Source organism: Butyrivibrio sp. YAB3001 (assembly GCF_900112195.1).
Lineage (GTDB): Bacteria > Bacillota > Clostridia > Lachnospirales > Lachnospiraceae > Butyrivibrio.
In genome coordinates this window covers 521,798-545,052 of sequence record NZ_FOKR01000002.1, presented here as the reverse complement: position 1 = coordinate 545,052, position 23,255 = coordinate 521,798, and the positions used below count along the sequence as shown (strand labels likewise).

The 23,255-nt window shown below is 39.1% G+C and carries 17 protein-coding genes; 14 read left to right on the top strand and 3 right to left on the bottom strand.

Annotated elements, in window-relative coordinates:
• Positions 1–234: 234 nt before the first annotated feature.
• On the bottom strand, positions 235–1,563 hold the full coding sequence (aroA, locus tag BM086_RS02330; RefSeq protein ID WP_092322801.1) for a 3-phosphoshikimate 1-carboxyvinyltransferase: 1,329 nt from the start codon (positions 1,561–1,563) through the stop codon (positions 235–237).
• Positions 1,564–1,656: 93 nt separating this feature from the next.
• On the bottom strand, positions 1,657–2,757 hold the full coding sequence (locus tag BM086_RS02325) for a prephenate dehydrogenase (protein WP_092322798.1): 1,101 nt from the start codon (positions 2,755–2,757) through the stop codon (positions 1,657–1,659).
• A gap of 298 nt (positions 2,758–3,055) precedes the next feature.
• Between BM086_RS02325 and fusA the strand changes: the two genes are divergently transcribed.
• The 5 genes from fusA (at position 3,056) to BM086_RS02300 (ending at position 10,684) form a co-directional block, all read left to right on the top strand.
• Entirely contained in the window at positions 3,056–5,146 is a 2,091-nt protein-coding gene (gene fusA, locus BM086_RS02320; RefSeq protein WP_092322795.1) for an elongation factor G, read from the top strand.
• 120 nt (positions 5,147–5,266) lie between these two features.
• The gene (locus tag BM086_RS02315; RefSeq protein ID WP_092322792.1) at positions 5,267–7,213 is read left to right on the top strand and encodes an EAL domain-containing protein; all 1,947 of its coding nucleotides are present in this window, start codon (positions 5,267–5,269) and stop codon (positions 7,211–7,213) included.
• Between the two features lie 136 nt (positions 7,214–7,349).
• Complete coding sequence (locus BM086_RS02310) at positions 7,350–8,795, top strand: 2-isopropylmalate synthase (RefSeq protein WP_092322790.1); 1,446 nt, start codon at positions 7,350–7,352, stop codon at positions 8,793–8,795.
• A gap of 1 nt (position 8,796) precedes the next feature.
• On the top strand, positions 8,797–9,498 hold the full coding sequence (locus BM086_RS02305) for a GntR family transcriptional regulator (protein ID WP_092322787.1): 702 nt from the start codon (positions 8,797–8,799) through the stop codon (positions 9,496–9,498).
• Positions 9,485–10,684, top strand: coding sequence for an NADP-dependent isocitrate dehydrogenase (locus BM086_RS02300; RefSeq protein ID WP_092322784.1), 1,200 nt, complete (start codon positions 9,485–9,487; stop codon positions 10,682–10,684). The genes BM086_RS02305 and BM086_RS02300 overlap by 14 nt, the downstream gene beginning before the upstream one ends.
• Before the next feature lie 149 nt (positions 10,685–10,833).
• On the opposite strand, the gene abc-f is transcribed toward BM086_RS02300, so the two are convergent.
• Positions 10,834–12,876 carry a ribosomal protection-like ABC-F family protein gene (abc-f, locus tag BM086_RS02295; protein WP_092322781.1) on the bottom strand — a complete coding sequence of 681 codons (2,043 nt, stop codon included), beginning with the start codon at positions 12,874–12,876 and terminating at the stop codon, positions 10,834–10,836.
• Between the two features lie 175 nt (positions 12,877–13,051).
• On the opposite strand from abc-f, the gene BM086_RS02290 reads away from it, so the two are divergent.
• The 9 genes from BM086_RS02290 (at position 13,052) to sdaAB (ending at position 23,255) form a co-directional block, all read left to right on the top strand.
• Complete coding sequence (locus tag BM086_RS02290) at positions 13,052–13,684, top strand: CPBP family intramembrane glutamic endopeptidase (protein WP_175560064.1); 633 nt, start codon at positions 13,052–13,054, stop codon at positions 13,682–13,684.
• 92 nt (positions 13,685–13,776) lie between these two features.
• Positions 13,777–15,138: an NCS2 family permease gene (locus tag BM086_RS02285; protein WP_092323519.1), complete on the top strand. Its 1,362-nt coding sequence runs from the start codon at positions 13,777–13,779 to the stop codon at positions 15,136–15,138.
• Positions 15,139–15,248: 110 nt separating this feature from the next.
• Positions 15,249–16,208: an FtsH protease activity modulator HflK gene (hflK, locus tag BM086_RS02280; protein ID WP_092322776.1), complete on the top strand. Its 960-nt coding sequence runs from the start codon at positions 15,249–15,251 to the stop codon at positions 16,206–16,208.
• Between the two features lie 12 nt (positions 16,209–16,220).
• Complete coding sequence (gene hflC, locus BM086_RS02275; RefSeq protein ID WP_092322773.1) at positions 16,221–17,108, top strand: protease modulator HflC; 888 nt, start codon at positions 16,221–16,223, stop codon at positions 17,106–17,108.
• 258 nt (positions 17,109–17,366) lie between these two features.
• On the top strand, positions 17,367–18,941 hold the full coding sequence (gene rho / locus BM086_RS02270) for a transcription termination factor Rho (RefSeq protein WP_092322771.1): 1,575 nt from the start codon (positions 17,367–17,369) through the stop codon (positions 18,939–18,941).
• 144 nt (positions 18,942–19,085) lie between these two features.
• Complete coding sequence (locus BM086_RS02265) at positions 19,086–19,502, top strand: LysM peptidoglycan-binding domain-containing protein (RefSeq protein WP_175560063.1); 417 nt, start codon at positions 19,086–19,088, stop codon at positions 19,500–19,502.
• 64 nt (positions 19,503–19,566) lie between these two features.
• Complete coding sequence (locus BM086_RS02260) at positions 19,567–21,048, top strand: hypothetical protein (protein WP_092322765.1); 1,482 nt, start codon at positions 19,567–19,569, stop codon at positions 21,046–21,048.
• 45 nt (positions 21,049–21,093) lie between these two features.
• Entirely contained in the window at positions 21,094–22,572 is a 1,479-nt protein-coding gene (locus BM086_RS02255; RefSeq protein WP_092322762.1) for an MBOAT family O-acyltransferase, read from the top strand.
• 14 nt (positions 22,573–22,586) lie between these two features.
• On the top strand, positions 22,587–23,255 hold the full coding sequence (gene sdaAB, locus BM086_RS02250) for an L-serine ammonia-lyase, iron-sulfur-dependent subunit beta (protein WP_092322759.1): 669 nt from the start codon (positions 22,587–22,589) through the stop codon (positions 23,253–23,255).

Here is a 23,255-nt window from a genome sequence, read left to right as displayed (position 1 = left end):
TTTGCCGGAAGGACAAGCCGCCGCGGAGCTATCCGTCTAGAAGTGTGCAGTTCTCGGACGAGCAGGATGATTTTCAAAACGAAAAAAATAAGGGAGACCGACTGTTTTGAACAGCGCTGAAAGGAGGTCTCCCTTATTTTTTGAATTTATGAAAATCACCGCGCAGACGAAAGCAAACACTTCTAAACGGATAGCTTCGCGGCGACGCCCCCTCCACTGCAGAGAGGCACCCATTTACAACAGCGACTGCAGATCCTTGAAGAATGTAGGATAGGAGATACCTACGCAGTTGTCATCAAGTATTCTCGTAGTTCCTTTGGCTGCAAGCGCAGCTATAGCAAAACTCATGGCAAGACGATGATCGTCATGAGCCTTAATGTCAGCACCGTGAAGCGGTTTGCCTCCATGGATTATCATTCCGTCATCAGTTGCCTCAATATCGCAGCCCATAGCTGCCAGATTTTCGACAACAGTTGCAATTCTGTCAGATTCTTTTACCTTAAGCTCTGCGGCATCCTTGATTATTGTATCGCAGTTTGCAGTTGCGGCAAGAACAGCAACTACTGGTATCTCATCGATCATTGTAGGAATATGCTTTCCGCCGATTTCAAATACATTATTCTGATTACCGTGAAGCTCACTGTATTTTACAAGAATATCTGCTCTTGGTTCGCCGGATTCATTCGTATTAAGAAGCGTGATGTCGGCGCCCATCTGTTTTAAGACTGCAAGTATTCCTGAACGTGTCTGGTTTATTCCAATATTTCTGATAAGAAGCTCAGAGCCCGGAACTATCAGAGCAGCAGCAATAAAGTAAGCTGCGGATGAAATGTCGCCAGGTACATTTATCTTTTGACCGATAAGCGGCATGCCTGGTTTCAGAATGGCAGTAGCACTTCCGTCTCTTGCAATTACATTATGAACATCAGCTCCGAAAGCACTAAGCATGATCTCAGAGTGATTTCTTGAAAGAGCAGGCTCATATACCACAGTTTCGCCATCAGCATAAAGTCCTGCAAGAAGAATACTGGACTTAACCTGCGCGGAAGCGATTGGATTTCTGTAGGAGATTCCGTGAAGCTTTTTTCCGCCAACAATCTTAAGCGGCGCGCAGTCATTGCCAAGAGTAGAGGATATGTCTGCTCCCATCTGTGTTAAAGGCTTTATTATGCGTCCCATAGGTCTTCTTTCTATGGAACTGTCGCCTGTTATCATTGAATCAAACTTCTGGGCAGCCAGGATACCACTCATGAGTCTAGTGGTAGTTCCGCTGTTTCCGGTATATAAAGTAGATGCAGGCGCAGACAGACCATGGAGACCCTTGCCGTGTACAGTGATAGTAGGCACTCCGTTTGTAGGTCTTATGGTATGGTCTATGATTATTCCAAGTTTTTTGAAACACTCAATAGTTGAAAGACAGTCGGCACTTTCAAGAAAGCCTGTAATCTCAGTGGTGCCTTCTGCAATTGAGCCAAACATGATACTTCTATGTGAAATTGATTTATCGCCGGGAACAAAAATGTCGCCCTTTAGCGGGTGAGTTGCTTTTTCCAGTGAAATCATTGATTATTCCTCCATGGGAAACTGCAGCCATAAAAAGAATCATGCAGTTTATATTTGTTTTGTCATTGGTATTACTATTTTACCAAGGAGCAGTTACTTCTGCAAAACAACAGTGTAGTCGTTACCCGCAAGAAGTTCATTTGCTTTTGAAAGGTCTTTTCCGTTGTGGAATTCTATTCTCAAAGTTCCACGCTCATATTCTCTGTTATGGACAATTCCAATATTCTTGATATTCACAGAATGATCTGATAAAAGAACTGCCACAGCAGCCAGGCGTCCAGGCTGGTCGTCGATTTCCACATGAAGAACATAAGTCTTTTGAATAGGTCCGCTTGAGAAATCGGCAAAGGATTCTCTGTAAACTCTTGCGGAGGAAAAGAAATCCAGGAGCTTGTCACTGTCATGCTCATCAATTGCAAGCTTGATATCAATAAGAGAGTCGATATAGCTGCTAAGGAGACTGGAAATATTATCGGAATTGGTTGTGCATATCTGCTGCCACATCACAGGAGAAGAGGAGGAGATTCTTGTAATGTCCTTAAAACCTCCTGCTGCGACTGTTTTCATAAGACCGTCCTCAGTGTCGCTCTGTTTCACAAGATTTACAAGTGAGGCAGAGATTACATGTGGAACATGACTTATTGCAGCTGTGATGTAATCGTGCTGAAGATATGGGACAATCAGTGGAATTGCGCCTATGTTTTTTACCAGGTCATTGTAATCTGATAGTCTCCCTTCATCTGTGCAGTCTGTTTTGGTCAGAACATAGTAGGCATTTTCAAGGAGGTTTACCTTGGAGTTCTGATAGCCTATACGCTCTGTTCCGGCCATTGGGTGACCGCCGATAAACTGCGCTTCAAGTCCGAATTCTTTTACTTTTTCATGGATGCTGTTTTTTACGCTTCCAATATCTGTAATTGTTGTTTTAGGATTAATATATGGAAGAAGCAGTTCAAGGTTATCATTGTTTACTTCAACCGGTGCACATAAAAAAATATAATCACAATCAGAAAAGTCTTCGCCAATCCTATAAAGCGGAACGTCTACTATATTGTCTCTGTGAGCTGCCTCAACAGTTTCTCTATGTGGAGTGTAAGCTATTATCTTTGAATCAGGTGAAAAGTGCTTTATTGCGCGGGCTATTGAACCTCCAATAAGGCCAAGCCCGATAAAACCGTAGGTTTTCGAATTCATGAATCCTCAAATCCCCCATAAATATCAGTGTTCAGATACACATAACAATAGCACTGTGACGTGTGAAAGTCAACGTGGGGGCTGAAATTTAATTTTGTGCAAAAAGCCTAAAATACTTGTTTTGGAACGTTATCTTTAGTAAAATATTCTTATGAGATTTGTTGGGGCTGGGATTGAATTTGTTAAAATATCATATAAATAGTAGTCAGTCTGCGGACTGATGAAGTCTTTTAATGATTCTTTGAGTTTCTGACTTCTCATAATATACCCAATTTATTGCGACTGGAGGACACATGATATGAACGTTTATACAACGGACAAAATTCGTAACGTAGTGCTGTTGGGGCATGGTGGTGCCGGCAAGACTAGTCTCTCTGAGGCAATGGCATATCTTGCAGGTATTACATCCAGAATGGGCAAGGTTGAAGATGGAAATACTCTTAGCGACTTTGATAAAGAGGAACAGAAGAGACATATTTCAATCAGCACTACATCAATCCCTTTGGAATGGGATGGACATAAGATAAATCTTCTGGACACACCAGGATTTTTTGATTTTGTCGGTGAAGTTGAAGAAGCAATGAGTGTTGCAGATGCTGCAATTATCGTTGTATCCGGTAAGGCCGGTATCGAAGTTGGAACAGAGAGAGCATGGGAATTATGCGAAAAGTATAAGCTTCCGCGTATGGTCTTTGTTGCTGACATGGATATCGATGACGTTTCCTATAGACAGGTTGTTCAGGACATGACAGACAAGTATGGCAAGAAGATGGCTCCGTTCAATCTCCCTATCCGTGAGAATGAAAAATTTGTTGGTTATGTCAATGTCATTCAGGAGAAGGGCTTTAGATGGGAAGGAAAAGAAGTAGTTGATTGCGAAGTTCCTGAGTATAACCAGGCAAACCTTAAGATTTGCAGAGATACACTTATTGAGTCAGTCGCAGAAACAAGCGAAGAATTCATGGACAGATATTTCAATGGAGATACATTCTCAGAAGCTGAGATAAGAGCAGCTGTTCGTTCAAATGTCTGTGATGGCACTATCGTTCCTATAGAGATGGGTTCAAGCACTCTTTGCCAGGGTATTTATACACTTCTTGATGATATCGTTAAGTACATGCCAAGCCCTGAGAACCGCAAGATGGCAGGTATCAATACAAATACTAACGAGATTTTCGAAGCTGACTTTGATTTCTCAAAGCCTAAGACAGCTTTCGTATTCAAAACAATGATCGATCCATTCATTGGTAAGTATTCACTTATCAAGGTTAGATCAGGTGTCATCAAACCTGATGATACAATGTTTGTAGCAAATAAAGATGCTGAGGTTAAGATTGGTAAACTCTATGTCCTTCAGGGCAATAAGGCTACTGAAGTTCCTGAACTTCATGCCGGAGATCTTGGCGCATTACAGAAAATTGATATTTCTACAGGAGATACTCTTTCAACAAAGGCAAATCCTGTTCAGTATGCTAAGATGGATATCTCAACACCATATACAGCTATGAGATATCATGCTCAGAATAAGAGCGATATCGATAAGATCGCGCAGTCACTTGCTAAACTTGCAGCTGAAGACCAGACTCTTAAGGTTGTGAATGATGCTGAGAACCGTCAGACACTTCTTTATGGAATGGGAGATATGCATCTTGAAGTTATTCAGAGCAAACTTCAGAATGTTTACAAGGTTGCTATTGACCTTACTAAGCCAAAGGTTGCATTTAGAGAGACAATTCGCAAGACATCGGATGTTGAGTACAAGTACAAGAAGCAGACCGGTGGACATGGTCAGTACGGACATGTTAAGATGCGTTTTGCTCCTTTAGGAGATGTTACTAAAGCTTATGAATTTGACCAGGAAGTAGTTGGTGGAGCAGTTCCTAAGAACTTCTTCCCGGCTGTAGAAAAGGGTATTGCAGAATCAGTTCTGAGAGGCCCTCTTGCAGCATATCCTGTTGTTGGTGTTAAGGCTACTTTATATGATGGTTCATATCATCCTGTAGATTCTTCCGAAATGGCATTTAAGGTTGCTGCTTCAAATGCATTTAAGAAGGGCTTCATGGATGCAACACCAATCCTTCTTGAGCCTATAGTTTCTCTTAAGGTTACAGTGCCTGATACATATACAGGTGATGTAATGGGAGATCTTAACAAGAGAAGAGGACGAGTTCTTGGAATGAATCCTTCACTTACAGGCAAGCAGGTTATTGAGGCAGAAGTGCCTATGATGGAACTTTACGGATACTGCACACAGCTCCGTTCAATGACCGGTGGCAGCGGTGACTATGAGTATCAGTTTAACCGCTATGAGCAGGCTCCATCAGATGTTCAGGCAAAAGAAGTAGCTGACAGAGCTGAAAAGGTAGCTGCAGCAAATTCTGAAGATTGATGTTTAAATGTTTTAAAATGTGATTGTATGAGGTTGCACGACAAATAAGGTTGTGCAACCTCATTTTTTGCAAAGCGCAATTAAGGTTACAAATAAACGTATATGTGATAAAATTATTGTATGAGCGAAATTGCATACATTGAATACAATTACATAGGGGAAATTGCAGGTCTCATTTTGGCGGGGCTTATTCTGTGTGCCATGGTGTACACTAAACCCAAGAATACTTATGTTTATAAGTATATATTTGGAGGAATGATCTTATCTGTTATAGCCATTTTGATACACATATCGATACTGGTTGTGGCTAATAACCCTGATGAGTATTTTAATAACGAAGTATTTTTAGGGCAGCTCCTTTGTTTTCTTTTGGTTTATAATGGAGTTCTTTATTGTATCTTTTCCTATGTCAATATGATGTCAATTGTCAGAAGAAGCCAACGAAAAGAGTTTTTCGTGATGTATTCGATTCTTTCTGTAGTTTATGTTTTGGGAGTTATTATTGAGATTGCTTCCCGTAATTTTTATAAACGTGATCTTACAGGAATAGATATCACTCATTTTACGAGATATTATTGCGGCGCAGGTATTGTGTGCGCGATTATATGCTTTAATGCGACACTTACTAATTTAAAAGATGTCTCAAGAGTAATATGGGATGCAGTATCTATAGTGGTGCCTGTTGATGCCATGATTCTTGTTGCGCAGATGTTTTGCGTAGGACGTTTTAACTCAATCTTTAGTTCTATGACATATGTTCCGGTATTTGCACTAGGATATATGTTATTCCATTCAAATCCTTATGATGAGATAACCGGATGTCAGAATGCATTTGGTTTGGATGCGTATCTTACAAAGCATCTTGGGAAAAAGAAATTATATATCTGTTACATTACTCTTATGCTTCCAAGAATAGAAAAACTGTGGATGGAAGACAATGACCTTACTTTAAAGGGAGTTGCTATCTGTAGGGCAATGGAGTCTATAAGTCTGAAACTTAAAATGTACAGGGTTTCTGAAAATCGATATGTAAATGTCTTGGAAACTGATAATGAAAATGAGTTTTTCAGATGTGTAAACAGCATAAGGGGTGTGCTTGATGGAGCGAAATCTGATCTGACTTCTCCATTTAATTACAGGATTGTAGCAGGAGAGGTTTACGAGGAGATAAATAATCTTCTGAAGTGCAGACAATACTTTGAGTATGTGGCAAGAAGATTTAGGGACCAAAACAGCAGTTATTTTTATATTACAATTCCCAGAGATTATGATGACTTCCTTGAAGAATTTGAGATATCAGGGGCTCTTGAGGACATCAGAAATAAGCTTGATTTTGAGGATGAGAGAATTTTAGTATACGCTCAGCCTATTTATAATGTTGAAACAGGGAGCTTCAGGGTGGCAGAAGCTCTTACAAGGCTAAAAATCGGGAATAAGATAATTAATCCTGACAAGTTTATTCCTATTGCTGAAGATACCGGAACAATACATGCCATCACCTGTATCGTTCTTGATAAGGTGTGCAAAGCTATTGACAGCTTTGTGGAATTCTATGATTTTGATGCGATATCAATTAATATTTCGTCAAAAGAAATATCGCATCACAATATTAATTCCGAGATATTTGATATTCTGGATAAATATGATTTTGATCTTTCGAAGCTACGATTTGAAATAACCGAGTCGGCAATGTTTGACAGTTATAATCAGGCCAATGAGAATATGACGTCTCTTACAAGAGCCGGCATCCAGTTTTATCTTGATGATTTCGGGACAGGCTATTCATCACTTGAAAGAGTTATGGATTGCCCGGTAAGAACGATAAAATTTGATAAGACACTTCTTTATAAATCTCTCGATGATGACAGAATGGATGATATCTTAAGATACATGATAGAGGTGTTCAAGAAGAACGGTTTCAATACTGTTATTGAAGGTGTTGAGGATGAATCACAGAATCAGTACAGTGTAGAGCGTGGCTTTGACTATATTCAGGGCTATCATTACGCAAAACCGGAACCAATTGAAGAGGTAAAGAAATATTTCACGCGAATAACCAAGTTCTAAGTAAATAGGAAAAGTATGACGGTTCTTTTCTTTAGATATTGAAAGAAAAGAACCGTTTATTGTGTTGACAGCAATGGTATGATTGTATACAATAATACGCAAAAGAACTGTCAATCGTTATAACGGAGATAATATTATGCCAGACAATAATACTTTCCAGAACCGGCCTGTCACCATGAATGACAAGAACAATCTGCTTCAGATTGAAGAGCATATGTACATTCTTGATGATGTAAAACGTCCAAATGTTTTCAGAAACATGTTTCCTTACGAGGAAGTCCCTAAAATTCCATTCAATGATAGAATAGTTCCCCACAATATGCCTAAGGATATCTGGATCACAGATACTACTTTTCGTGATGGACAGCAGTCCAGGGCACCATATACAACCGACCAGATAGTTCATATCTATGATATGTTCCATGAACTTGGCGGACCAAATGGAATGATCCGTCAGAGTGAATTCTTTTTATATAGTAAGAGCGACAGGGATGCTGTCTATAAATGTATGGAAAGAGGCTACAAGTTTCCGGAAGTTACCAGCTGGATCAGAGCCAGCGAAGAAGACTTTAAACTTGTTAAAGCCATCGGAATGAAAGAGACAGGAATTCTTGTAAGCTGTTCTGATTACCACATCTTTTTGAAACTTAAGATGACAAGAAGACAGGCGCTTGAGCATTACCTTAGTGTAGTAAGAGCCTGCCTGGAGGAGGGCATAAGCCCAAGATGCCATCTGGAAGATATTACAAGGGCAGATATTTTCGGATTTGTTGTTCCTTTCTGTCTGGAACTTATGAGACTTAAGGAGGAATATAAAATACCTATTAAGGTGCGTGCCTGCGACACGATGGGCTATGGAGTAAATTTCTCAGGTGCAGTTATTCCAAGAAGCGTTCAGGGTATTATTTATGCGATAAATACAAATGCCGGTGTGCCAAGTGAACTTATTGAGTGGCATGGACACAATGATTTTTATAAGGCAGTTACGAATTCTACAACTGCATGGATCTATGGTTGTTCATCGGTTAACACATCTCTTTTCGGAATAGGAGAGAGAACCGGAAATACACCGCTTGAAGCTATGGTATTTGAGTATGCTCAGCTTAAAGGCACATTAAACGGCATGAATACAACTGTTATCACAGATCTTGCTGAGTATTACGAAAAGGAGATTGGATTTACAGTTCCGGCTAACACTCCTTTTGTAGGAAAGAACTTTAATGTTACAAGAGCCGGAATTCATGCGGATGGTCTTCTTAAAAATGAGGAGATCTACAATATTTTTGACACGGAGAAATTCCTTAAGCGTCCACCGGTAAGCGCGGTTTCAAATACATCAGGACTTGCGGGAATAGCTCATTGGATAAATGTTCATTACAAGCTTAAAGATAAGCATGCATTATCCAAGACATCTGAACTTGTAACCAGAATAAAGACCTGGGTTGATAACGAATATGCCAATGGCCGTGTAACCGTAATGACTGATAATGAGCTTGTTACAGAGATTGATAAAGTCAGCAAAGAGCTTGGAATAGTGATCCGTGAAGGTGAAATTGTTAATTCAGACAAAGATGAGGGCTGATATGGAGAAAAATGATTTAAAAGAAGAAGTAACTGATAAATACTCTTTAAGGGGAAGAGTTTTTAACAGAATAAGAGAAGATATTCTTAACGGAAAATATAAAGATCACGAGGAACTTAAAGAAGTTGCGATTGGTCAGGAACTGGGAGTTAGCAGAACTCCTGTAAGAGAGGCATTCAGGCAGCTTGAGCTTGAAGGGCTTATTCAGATTGTGCCCAATAAGGGAGCTTATGTTACTGGTATCAAGGTAAAAGATATCGAGGATATCTATATGATAAGGTCAAAGCTTGAGGGATTATGCGCAAGATGGGCTTGCGATAACATTACTCCCGAGCAGCTTGAAGAAATGGAGGAAGTTATCTATCTTGCAGAGTTTCATGCAGCCCGTGGTCATATGGAACAGATGGCTGAGCTTGATAACAGATTCCATACCATTATGTATGAAGCCTGCAATTCCAAGATGCTTGAGCATCTTTTAAAAGATTATCATCAGTATGTCTGGAGAGTAAGACAAAAAACTCTTTCCAGCAGCCGCGGCGCAGTTTCAAATGTTGAGCATAAGTTTATCATGGAGGCAATCAAGGAAAAGAACGCTGATAAAGCAGAAGAACTTGCTAATCAGCACATGATAAATGCTTTCGAAAATATGGTTGATAAAGGATTACTTGAGTTGTACGAGGAGGGCCAGGATGGAGAAAATTAAAATGACAACACCCATTGTTGAGATGGATGGAGACGAGATGACAAGAGTGCTTTGGCAGCTTATTAAAGAAAAGCTGATTTTGCCTTTTGTTGACCTTAAAAGCGAGTACTATGATCTGGGGCTTAAGCACAGAGATGAAACCGATGATCAGGTCACTGTTGACAGTGCCAATGCTACACTTAAGTATGGCGTTGCGGTTAAATGTGCAACTATCACACCAAATAATGAGCGTGTTGAAGAATATAATCTTAAGAAAATGTGGAAGAGCCCCAATGCTACAATAAGGGCGATACTTGACGGTACTGTTTTCCGTACACCTATCATGGTTAAGGGAATAGAGCCAAATGTAAGAACCTGGGAAAGCCCAATAACATTGGCAAGACACGCATATGGCGATGTTTACAAAAATGTTGAGATAAGAGTTCCGGGCCCAGGAAAGGCAGAACTTCTTTTTACAGGTGAGGACGGAAAAGAAATCAGAGAGACAATTTATGATTTTGAGGAGCCCGGAATCATTCAGGGAGTTCACAATAAGGATTCATCAATAAAGAGTTTTGCAAGAGCATGCTTTAAATATGCGCTTTCTGAGAAAAAAGAATTATGGCTCGGCACCAAGGATACTATCAGTAAGACATACGACAGAAGATTTAGAGAAATCTTTGACGAAGTATTTGAAAATGAGTTTAAAAAAGATTTTGAAGAGGCAGGAATTACTTATTTTTACACATTAATTGACGATGCAGTGGCTCGTGTCATGAAGTCAAAGGGCGGATTTATCTGGGCCTGCAAGAACTATGATGGCGATGTTATGAGTGACATGGTTTCTTCAGCATTTGGTTCTCTTGCTATGATGACTTCTGTCTTGGTATCTCCAAGCGGTGTTTATGAGTATGAGGCAGCGCATGGAACTGTGCAGAGACACTATTACAAGTATCTTAAGGGAGAGCCTACGTCAACCAATCCTGTTGCAACTATTTTTGCATGGAGCGGAGCTCTCAGGAAGAGAGGAGAGCTTGACGGTATAAAAGAGCTCATGGATTTTGCTGATAAGCTTGAAAAAGCAACATTGTCAGTTATCGAATCCGGAAGAATGACAGGAGATCTGGCACTTATTACAACACTTCCAAATCCTGTTAAACTTGGCAGTGAGGAATTCCTTGATGCTATTGCGGAAGAGTTAAAGTGAATTATAGGTAAATAACTTTAATTGGAAAACTATTATCTAAATAGATATATATCTTGTTTTATTGAATAAATACGTGCATAAGAGAAAGGCCTTACCAACGGGAAAAATGTGTTACTTTCAATTCCATTGGTAAGGCCTTTTTGTATTTATTAGGTTAATTCTGAAAGCTCAGAGGAAACCTGTTCCCATTCATCATAGAGAGTTGAGAGCTTCTCCTGGATTTCTGTCTGCTCATCGGTGAGCTTTCTTAATTTTGCAAGATCTGTTCCTACAGACGGATCAGATAAAAGTTCGTTTATTTCTGCGTCCCTGCTTTCAAGTTTGGAGATTTCTTCTTCAGTCTTTGAAAGGCTTGTTTCAAGCTTGCGTTTTTTTGCCTGAAGCTCTTTCTGAGCCTTCCAGTCATCGGAGCCGCTGGCGCTTTTTGAAACACTGGCAGCTGCCTTGGCTGATGAAGAAGCTGATAGGTCACTAGTATTTGCAGAGTCATTACTTGATGTTTCATTACTGTCTGAGTATTTGTAGCTTCCGTTATTTAATGACAAACCGCTATTACTGTTTGTTTCACCGAACAGTCGCTGCATCTGTTCATCAACGTGCTCCATATAATAATCGTAGTTTCCGATATAATTAACCATCTGACCGTGAGTGAGGTCAAGAATTCTGGTGGCAGTTCTGTTGATGAAATATCTGTCGTGGCTGACGTAGAGAACTGTTCCTTCATAACCTGAGATCGCGGTCTCGAGGATTTCTTTACTGGTGATGTCAAGGTGGTTTGTGGGCTCATCGAGGATAAGGAAATTTGCGTCAGACAGCATCAGTTTTGCTAAACTTACACGGCCTTTTTCACCGCCTGAGAGATCCTTGATTCGTTTGAAAACATCGTCGCCTGTAAAAAGAAAGGCAGCCAGTGTATTTCTTATCTCTGTGTTGTTGAGAGTAGGGTAGGCATCTGATATTTCTTCAAATAAAGTCTTTTCGTCATGAAGAACGTGGTGTTCCTGGTCGTAGTAGCCAATGTGGACTTTGACGCCAAAATCAATTTTGCCGCTGTCAAGAGATTCGACACCATTTATTATCTTTAAAAGAGTGGTCTTACCGGTGCCGTTATCACCAATTATTGCCACATGTTCGCCTTTTTTGATGTTGAATTCAAGGTTTGAAAAGAGTTTTTCATTACCAAAAGCCTTACATAATCCTGTCGCTTCAAGAACATCGTTGCCGCTCTCACAGGAAGGTTTAAGGCTTATCTTCATGCGATCATCGATGGTTACCGGTTTGTCCAGAACTTCTATCTTATCAAGCATTTTTTCGCGGCTTTCAGCTCTTTTAATAGATTTTTCTCTGTTAAAAGACTTTAATTTGGCGATAACTTCTTCCTGATGTTTGATTTCCTGTTGCTGCTTGATATAAGCATTCCATTCCATGTTTCTGAGCTGTTCTTTTTTAACTGCATAGTCGCTGTAATTACCGGTAAAAGAAGTAACCTTTGTGTTTTCTACTTCAATTATCTTGCCGGCAATCTTATCAAGGAAGTATCTGTCGTGAGATACGATAAGTACGGCGCCCTTATAATTAAGAAGATAGTTTTCGAGCCATCTTATGGAATTCATGTCAAGGTGGTTTGTAGGCTCGTCAAGGATTATAAGGTCAGGTTTCTGCAAAAGAAGCTTTCCGAGAGCAACTCGGGTTTTCTGGCCGCCGGAGAGGGTGCTTATCTGTTTACCGAGTTCTTCATCAAGAAATCCAAGACCTTTGGCAACGCCGGTAATCTCGCTTTTCCAGGCATATCCTGACATGCGCTGATATTCATCGTTCATTCGCACATATTGATCCATGAGCTGTTCAAGTTCAGCGCCGGAGAGATGTTTCATGTTTTCTTCGGCATTTCGGATGTTCTGCTCAAGTTTTATGACATCTTTTTTTACCTCGGCAAGTTCATCGTATATGGTGTTTGCACTGTCAATGTTCTGATTCTGAGCAAGATATCCCCAGGTTATATCCTTGGAAAAAGTTACTTCTCCGTCATCGGCAGACTGTTCGCCGATTATGATCTTTAAAAGAGTAGTCTTGCCTGCTCCGTTAATTCCAACTATGGCTGCTTTTTCTGCCTTTTCCATATGAAAAGAAGCATTTCTTAATATATCTTTTCCATCAAAGGATTTGCATATGTTATGAACTGAAAGAATCATTTTTTTCACTCCTAATAACTATTTCGACAACACATTTTAGCATGATACGTTCAATATGTAAAAGAATATGATTGACCTTGTTAAAACTGACTTATATAATAAATGGGATGTATGTTCTATTTTTGAATTTTATCCGCGGCAAGCGACATTCTTTGTTTTTAATAAGGAGTATGCTTTGAGACGTTTATATATTCCACTGGCCTGGGAGCTTCTTTTTGTAGTTTCTACAATAATAATGCCCAAGCAGTCATTTCATTTGTTTTTTATATTTTATCTTGGCTTACTGATTTATTATTATTATTTTCATAAACAGTTTTCTTTTCGTAAATTTTCACGCAATCTGAAGAGAATTAAGAGATTTTGGATTCCTGTCATTATAACATTTTTTGGACTTTTAATCGCAAGTCAGATCAAGAACAGACTTATCCTGCCCAATTTTTATGCTGTGAAGGATGGCACTATCAGCATAATTACGCGTAATGACATTATTCCTACTATTTTTTATGCGATGATGATGATAATTATGAAGCCGGTTGCAGAAGAGCTTTTCTTCAGAAAAGCCATAATATCGTTCGGAAGCAGGAAAAAAGTATTTTTATTGTCAGTTGCAAGTCTTATCCTGTGTGCAGTATCCAGGGCGCATGGACTTTTGGGAATTGCAGAATGGATGCTGATGGGAATACCTGTTACGATTGCATATGTGGTTACAAGAAATATCTATATTTCGGTTATGGCACATGTTGCATTTGAGTTTTATGACAACATTTATTCTATTGTTTATGCTATCGGAAGAATTTTAAACAGATAAATATAGTGGGGGAATCTGTATAGCCTGCGGCTTATAATGCCGCTTACTATAAATGACAATTAAACTATCTCAAAGAGAGGGAAAAAAGTATGTTGGAAAAGTGTTTTAAACTAAAAGAGCATAACACTACTGTTAAACAGGAAGTTATTGCCGGTCTTACCACATTCCTGACAATGGCGTACATTCTTGCCGTAAACCCAAATATTCTTAGTGCTTCAGGAATGAGTGCCAACGCTGTCTTTGTTGCAACTGCTATTGCATCTGCTATTGCAACATTTTTTATGGCATTTTTAGCAAATTATCCTATCGGTCTTTCTGCAGGACTTGGTCTTAATGCATACTTTGCTTATACAGTTTGTCTTGGAGAACTTGCAGGAGAAGAGGATCCTTTCAGAATTGCTCTTACAGCAGTTTTTGTAGAAGGTATTATCTTTATTATTCTTTCTTTCTTCAAATTCCGTGAGCAGATAATCAACAGCATTCCTCAGAATCTTAAGTTTGGTATTTCTGCCGGAATCGGTCTGTTCGTAGCATTTATCGGAATGCAGAATGCAAGAATTATTATTGCAAATGAGTCTACAGTAGTAGGACTTGGAAGCTTTAATGATCTTGATATGGTTCTTGCTCTTGTAGGACTTATCATTATCGCAGCTTTGGTTTATTACAAAGTTACAGGCGGTGTTCTTATCGGAATCCTCGCTACATGGATCATCGGTATCATCCTTCAGGTTGCAGGTGTTTATGTTCCTGCTGAGGGAACAAGCCTTATCCCTGATTTCTCACATGGTCTTCAGATTGGCGCTGTTTCACAGACAGCTTTCAAGCTTAACTTTGGATGGGCTGCTTCTCATATCATTCAGTTTGTAGCTATTACTTTCAGTTTCCTGTATGTTGATCTTTTTGATACAGTTGGAACAGTAGTAGGTGTTGCTGACAAGGCAGGACTTCTTGACAAAGATGGCAATCTTCCAAGAGTTGGAAAAGTATTCCTTTCTGATGCGGTTGGTACAACCTGTGGTGCTCTTTTAGGAACATCAACAGTAACAAGCTTTGTTGAATCAAGCGCCGGTGTTGCAGCAGGTGGTAGAACAGGTCTTACAGCTCTTACAACAGGTGTAATGTTCCTTGTATCACTTGTTCTTAGCCCTGTATTCCTTGCAATCCCTTCATTTGCTACAGCTCCTGCACTTATTTATGTAGGAATGCTGATGGTATTTAGCATTACAAAGGTTAAATTTGATAATGGAGATATCGCTGATTCAATCGGAGCTTATCTTGCACTTGTAATGATGCCTCTTTCATATTCAATTGCTACAGGTATCATGTTCGCTATTCTTGGATGGGTTATCCTTAAAGTTATCGAGGGCAAGGTAAAAGAAATCAGTCCTGTTATGTGGATTGTTTTTGCATTATTTGTTCTTAGAATCGCAGCTCTTATTACTAACTTCCAGTAATTTTGGTTCGTTATAGTTTTTGCGATTGGTATGATAAAAGCGTGATCGGGTAGGAATGAGTTTTTCCTACTCGATTATCTTTTAATCACAGAAATTCAAGGAGAGAGTTTATGTTTGGAAAAAAAGGAAACATGCAGCAGCCTCATGGATATAAGGATGTTGCTAAGAAAAGCCCGAAACTGATCATATTTATAGCCATTGCGATAGTTCTTCTTTTTTGTGTGGGTGAAAGCTTTTATTCTGTAAAAGAGCAGGAGCAGGCTATACTTACGATGTTTGGCAAGGTATTAAGAGTTGATACTGCCGGACTTTATTTTAAAGTTCCATTTATACAGGATGTTCATACAATAGATATGACTACTCATGGAATTGGTATTGGTTACACAATCAAAGACGGTCAGAATATCACAGTTGATGATGAGGGAGTTATGATCACCTCTGATTTTAACTTTGTTGATATAGATTTTTATCTTGAGTACAAGGTAAGCGACCCGGTAGCAGCATATTATAACTCTGTTTCGCCGGAAGTCATCATGAAGAATATGGCGCTCGCCTGCATCAGAAACACAGTGGTTAATTACAAAGTTGATGATGTAATCACAACTGCAAAGGGACAGATTCAGTCTGAGGTAAAAGAGACTCTTCAAAAAGAGCTCACAGAAAAGAATATCGGAATGATGGTTGTTAACCTCTCTGTGCAGGATGCAGAGCCTCCGACAGAAGAAATTGTTCAGGCATTTAAATCTGTTGAAACTGCCAAGCAGGGAAAAGATACTGCAGTAAATAATGCCAAGAAGTATCAGAGTGAGGAACTTCCTAAGGCAGAAGCTGATGCAGATAAGATCATTCAGGATGCTGAAGCCTATAAACAGGCAAGAATCGCAGAGGCTGAGGGACAGGTTGCAAGATTTAATGAGATGTATGAGCAGTACAAGCTTCAGCCTTATATAACAAAGAAGAGATTGTTCTATGAGACTATGGAAGATGTCCTTCCTGGTCTGAAGGTCATAATTTCAGACGGAAATACACAGCAGATGTTACCTTTAGACAGTTTTAGTGCTACTGAATAATGGAGGCGTATTATGGAAGGAAAAAAGAAAAGTAATTTTTTTGTGATGTTTTTGGTGATCATAGTTGCGGCAATTGTTTTCCTACTGACGTCAGCAACATATATTGTTCATCAGAATGAATATGTAACAGTAAGACGTTTTGGGAAAATCGTATCGATCGTATCTGATCCGGGACTTCACTTCAAGACACCTTTTGTTGAAGATATACAGTCGATCAGCGGCAAGATTATAATCTATGATATCCCTGCTTCAGATGTTATCACTAAGGACAAGAAGTCAATGATAACTGACACATATGTTTTGTGGAAGGTCTCAGATCCACTTAAGTACGTTCAGACTCTTAATGCGCTCAGCAACAGGGCAGAGGAAAGAATTGAAGCATCTGTCTACAATGCAACTAAAAATGCTATTTCTTCAATGTCACAGGATGAGGTTATCGAGGCAAGAGGAGAGACTCTTACAAAGCTTATTACTGAGGAAGCTGATTCAGATATGAATGGCTATGGTATTCAGATTGTTCAGGCACAGATCAAGGCTCTTGACCTTCCTGATGACAACAAGCAGGCTGTTTATGATAGAATGATCTCTGAGAGAAACAACATTGCAGCTTCATATACCGCACAGGGTGAAGCAGAAGCTCAGAAAATCCACAATGAAACAGATAAGCAGGTTGCGATTGTGAAAGCACAGGCTGAAAAGAGCGCAGCAGTCCTTGAAGCAGAAGGCGAAGCAGCATATATGGAAACTCTTTCTCAGGCTTATGATACTCCTGAAAAGGCTGATTTCTACAGCTATATAAGAGGTTTGGATTCGCTTAAATCATCACTTAAAGGTGATAAGACAATTATCCTGGATAAGAATTCAGAACTTGCCAAGATATTGTATGGAAATTTCAACTGATCCTATATATTGAGAAACAAAAAATCCTTGAGAACATAAAGTTTTCAAGGATTTTTTATTGAATAGTATACAACTCTTTGTACTTGACTTTTGAATATAAAATGATGTATATTTTTTTCAGTAAAACAGTAATAGTTCAGTTCTTAAACAAATGCAATATTGTTGCGGTCGTTTATTAATCCCATTTAAGAAGATGTAATGCTGAATGTTAATAATTTTTTTATATAGTGCTATGTCTGGCACAGAAATGGAGTAAATTTGAGAGAGAGATACGAGACGCTTAAGCTAAATGACCTTCGTGATATAGCGAAGAAACGTGGCATCAAGGGCGCAACAGCTATGAAAAAGGCTGAGATCATCGATATCATGTGTGAACTCGATGAAAAAGATGCTTCAGAAAAGGCTAATGAGCAGAAAGAAGAGAAAAAAGAAGAAAAACCTGCTGTAGAAAAGAGCAAAAAAGCTGAAGCAAAGGTTGAGAATGATAAGGAAGAGAAGGCTGCTGACAGCAAAGAAGATGAAGAAAAGCAGCGTCCTATAAAGAAACACAAGAATATTGTGGTAAAAAGCAATAAGCCGATTTTAGCTGATAAGCCGGTTAGAAATGCAAAGCCCGAAGTTTCAGAAAAATCTGAAAAAGTTGAGAATACTCGTAAAGCTGAAAAAACATCCGAACAGCCAAAAGATGAGAATGAGGAAATAGTTGCTGACGGAGATGACGCACATGGCATTCTCGAAGTTATGCAGGATGGTTACGGATTCATCAGATGTGAGAATTACCTTCCAGGAGAGAATGACGTATACGTTGCACCAAGTCTTATCAGAAAATTCAATCTTAAGACAGGTGATATTCTTAAAGGAAAATGCAGGGCAAAGAAGGAAACTGACAAATTTGCAGCCTTGGTTATTCTCGAGACAGTAAACGGATACAGACCTGAAGTTGCAATGGGAAGATGGAATTTTGAGAATATGACACCTATTTTCCCTAATTCAAGAATTAAGCTTGAGCAGCCCGGATGTCCTATTGCAATGAGAATTATGGACCTTATCAGCCCAATCGGTAAGGGACAGAGAGGTATGATCGTTTCACCTCCTAAGGCCGGTAAGACAACACTTTTGAAGGAAGTTGCAAAATCTATCCTCAAGGGTAACAGAGATATTCATCTTATTATTCTTCTTATCGATGAAAGACCTGAGGAAGTTACAGATATCAAGGAATCAATTGAAGGTCCAAATGCAGAAGTTATCTATTCTACATTTGATGAGCTTCCTGAGCATCACAAGAGAGTGGCTGAGATGGTTATGGAGCGTGCTAAGAGACTTGTTGAGCACGGCAAGGATGTTGTTATCCTTCTTGATTCAATTACAAGACTTACAAGAGCTTACAATATCGTTGTTCCGCCTTCAGGAAGAACTCTTTCAGGTGGTCTTGATCCTGCAGCTCTTCATATGCCTAAGAAATTCTTTGGTGCTGCGAGAAATATGAGAGAGGGCGGAAGCCTTACAGTTCTTGCAACTGCTCTTATTGAGACTGGCTCCAAGATGGACGATGTTATTTACGAGGAATTTAAGGGAACAGGTAACATGGAAATGGTTCTTGACAGAAAGCTCCAGGAAAAGAGAATCTTCCCTGCTATCAATATTCCTAAATCAAGTACCAGAAGAGAAGATCTTCTTCTGTCAAGCGAAGAACTTGCTGCGATCAATAGTCTTAGAAAAGGCTTTAACGGCATGAAGGCAGATGATGCGGTTGACCAGTGCATCACATTGTTCTCCAAGACAAGATCTAATACTGAGTTTGTAAGAATGGTTGAGAAACAAATACATTTCTGATAAATGTGGAAAAGAGGCGTAGTGATGCGCCTCTTTTGCTGTCCGAAATAATACCCACCTTATATGGCAATATATAATTGTCGGAAAAAAGTAGTGAAAATAGCGATGAATAATTGCTGTTGGAAAGTATTTTGGAGGTGTGATATGACTAGGGCATTAATAGAAGCAGCCAGGCTTTATGATGATCAGAGATTTTTGTCAAAGAGTGAAATGCGTATTTATGATAATAAAAAGCGCAGAATGAAGATCGTACGACGTCAAAAGTTGTTGTTGGCATTATGTATTTCGGTTATAATCTTTATCGCACTGTTTATTAGAAATTATATTGTGCTTAATGCTCAGAATGAGCTTTATGTTCCCAAGATGAAGTATTATAAAATTGTACTTGTGCACGAAAATGATACACTCTGGCAGATCGCAGGTGATTATTACGACCGTGAAAGATATGACGGCTTTAAGAGTTATATATCCGAGATATGCAGTATTAATGGCCTGGAGAATGAGGATAGCATCAGGTCCGGGGAGAATCTGGTGATTCCTTATTATGATGTCATAAGGTAGATGTTTTATTTAAGAATGCTTACAAATATGGTAAAATTTGCTAAGAAACAATTTTGGAGGAGTCATGAAGAAAAAAGTTTTATTGGCATTTAAGACAGCTGTTTTTCTGCTGCTTTTATTTGGCTGTTTATATATGGTAAGTCTGATCGTAGAGCGTAAATCCAGCTACGACAAGAATGAACTATTCTTTAAAGAGGCAAAGAATGATCATATCGATGCCTTTATTCTTGGCTCTTCACATGTAATAAACGGAATCAATCCCATACAATTATACGAAGACTATGGTATAACTGCATACAATCTTGGCGGATATGGAAGTGTTCTTTTATCGAGCTATTGGCAGATGATGATGGCGCTTGATTACTGCACTCCGAAGGTTGTTATTGTGGATGCATATATGCTTGAGAATGACATCAGGTATGTGGATGATCCGAATGCTAACGTAAATAGTGATGAGCTTCATCTTAACATAGACAGATTCCCACTTAACAGGACAAAGCTTAATGCTATTGATGATATGTTTTTTGCCCAGGATAAAAAATATGCGTTTTGGGCTGATTTTATTGTTTATCATGACAGATGGAAAGAACTTAATTCCAACGATTTTAAGAGAATCACAGGTGATGCGGAGATTAATCGCCTTATGGGAGCAGTGATGAATTATGAGATTCATTCTGCAGAGTATACTTATAACGATTATCAGACAGGCACTTTACCAAATGAGACTGTTGGCACAACCTATTTGAAAAAGATAATTGAAGAATGCCAGAGTCGTGGAATAAATGTAGTTGTGACGACTGTTCCATTTTTGGCAATGGAGGCAGATCAGCAGGCTTCGCATACAGCAAAGCAGATAGCAGAGGAGTATGGTGTAGCGTCAGTAAATATGCTTGATATTCCAGGCATTATTGATATCAATTCAGATATGGCTGATCCGGGACATCTGAATATCCTTGGTGCAAGTAAGGTTACAGCTTTTTTGGGGGCTTATCTGAATAACAATTATGAACTTCCGGATCACAGAGGTGATGCTAAATATCAGCTTTGGCAGGACTGCGTAAATGAGTATTACTCAGGCCTGGATAGAAGCGTTAACTATAATGAAGACATCTATACTCAGCTTATGATGCTTAGGCTATCTGCAAGTGATAAGACCTATGCTATTTCTATCAGAGGAGCTTCTTCTGTATATGCAGACCCTACTTTAATAAGGCAGTTAAAGAGTCTTGGTGCAGGGAGTGAATTTGACAGAGGAGCTTTTGATAAGTGTTCTTATATGCTTGTTGTTACTGGTGGGCAGGCTTATGAATATGCAGGTGACGGCGAAGAAAAGAGCATAGAGACAAAAGATGGAGTGCTTACGTATATTCCTGTAAGTGATATTTACAGAGTTCTCAATATAAACGGCGATGCCGATAATAATTACCTTTATTCTGATTCACAGGCATATGCTGATGTCCAGGTTCTTTTGATTGAGGATGGCGAAGTTAAGTCGCATCAGTATTATACGAGTGATCATTTCACTTACGAACACTTTATGAATTAAATACGAAAACGACATTTATTCGTCTTTTTTGTGCCGGAGGCTATTATGCAGTTTGTTTCCCTTAAATTTTTAATTTTTCTTTTCCTGACAATAAGTATATATTTTATTGTTCCAAAAAAAATCAGATACGTATGGCTTTTGCTTACAAGCTGGTGCTTTTATTATCTTTTGAGCGGAAAGCTTCTTTTGCTGCTTATTGCGGTAACTGTGGTTACTTATTTCACTGGAATTCAAATAGATAAGTGCAGTCAAAAAGATAAGATGGCTTTAAAAAAAGCGTCCTTTATTACAGGTATAGTTTTACTTGTGATCATTCTTGGATATTTTAAATATACCGGTTTTATGGTTGAGACTGTCAGGAAAATTCAGGCGGTTCTTGGTCTTGAACAGATTGGAGCTCTGGCAGGAATTGTGCTTCCGGTTGGTATATCTTTTTATATCTTCCAGGCAATAGGTTATATGGCTGATTGTTACAACAAAAAGATCTCAGTGGAAAAGAATTATCTTCGTTTGGCACTGTTTATATCATTTTTTCCTCAGATAATGTCAGGACCTATAGAACGTGCAGGAAAAATGATTCCACAGTTTATGGAGCCCAAAGACTTCTCGTATGACAGAATGAGGGATGGCCTTCTTTTGATGTTATGGGGGTATTTTCAGAAGATAATAATCGCAGACAGACTTGCTGTAATGGTAAATCACGTTTATTCATCATATGAAAACTATTCGGGAACTATAGTTTTTTTGACTACTGTATTTTATACTTTTGAGATATATTGTGACTTTGCTGGATATTCAAATATTGCGATCGGATGTGCAAAGATTATGGGAATTGACATAATGAAAAACTTTGAGCAGCCGTATTTATCAGGTTCAATCGCAGAGTTCTGGAGAAGATGGCATATGTCTTTATCTTCATGGCTGAGGGATTACCTTTATATTCCACTTGGAGGAAACCGCAAGGGATATGTAAGAAAGCTGATAAACATCTGCATTGTCTTTGCAATTAGCGGATTGTGGCACGGAGCAGCCTGGACTTTTGTTATATGGGGATTGCTTCATGGTATGTATCAGGTTATAGGTATTGTCCTTAAACCTGTAAGAGATGCTGTGGTAGAAAAGATAAGAATTGACAGAAACAGTTTTTCTCACAACTTCTTCAAAATCGTTGTAACCTTTATGCTTGTTAATATAGGCTGGATATTTTTCAGGGCTACCACTTTTAATTCGGCAGTCTATATGCTTAAAAACATGTGGAAGCCGACGCTGTGGACGTTATTTGACGGTTCGCTGTTCAATCTTGGACTTAGTGCGGCGGATGTAAGACTTGTGGTTGCTGCACTTGGACTTATGACAGTTATTGATATATTAAATAAAAAAGGCATAGTGGTGAGAAATTTGATATATCGTCAGAGTCTGTGGTTTAGATGGGCAATATATATTGCAGCTGTAGTATTTATTGTTACCCTTGGAGTTTGGGGGCCTGGATATGACGCAGCTTCATTTATTTATTCCAGCTTTTAAAGGAAAAAACATACATGAATGTATTTGATATTATAGGGCCCGTGATGATAGGACCTTCAAGTTCACACACTGCAGGGGCAGTAAGGCTTGGCAGAGTTGTGAACAAGCTGATAGATAACAGAAAACTAAAGAAAGTTGATATTACTTTATCAGGTTCTTTTGCCCAGACCTATAAAGGACACGGGACTGACAGAGCGCTTCTTGCGGGTATCATGGGATTTAAGAGTTATTCGCCGGAAATTAGGGATGCGCTTTCGATTGCTGAGAAAATGGGCATTCAATATGATTTTATAAAAGAGAATATCAAGGATGCTCATCCCAATACTGCGAGGATTCATTATTATCTTGAAGATGGAAATGATGGAACGATGCAGGGAGCAAGCATTGGCGGCGGCAATATTCTTGTAAGCCAGATAAATGGCATGAACGTGGATTTTAACGGCGATTATAATACTATTTTGGTAATGCATGAGGATAAGCCGGGGGTAATTGCCAGTGTGACCAATATGATGCACTGGGAACATGAGGAACTTAATATTTCTAATTTCCATCTTTCCAGACAGGAAAAAGGCGGAGATGCCATTATGACTATTGAAATAGACAATCAGCCTCCTGAAGAGCTTGTTGATGAAATAAGAAAGATAGAACATGTTAAAAATGCTATTCTTATAAGGAGAGTGTGA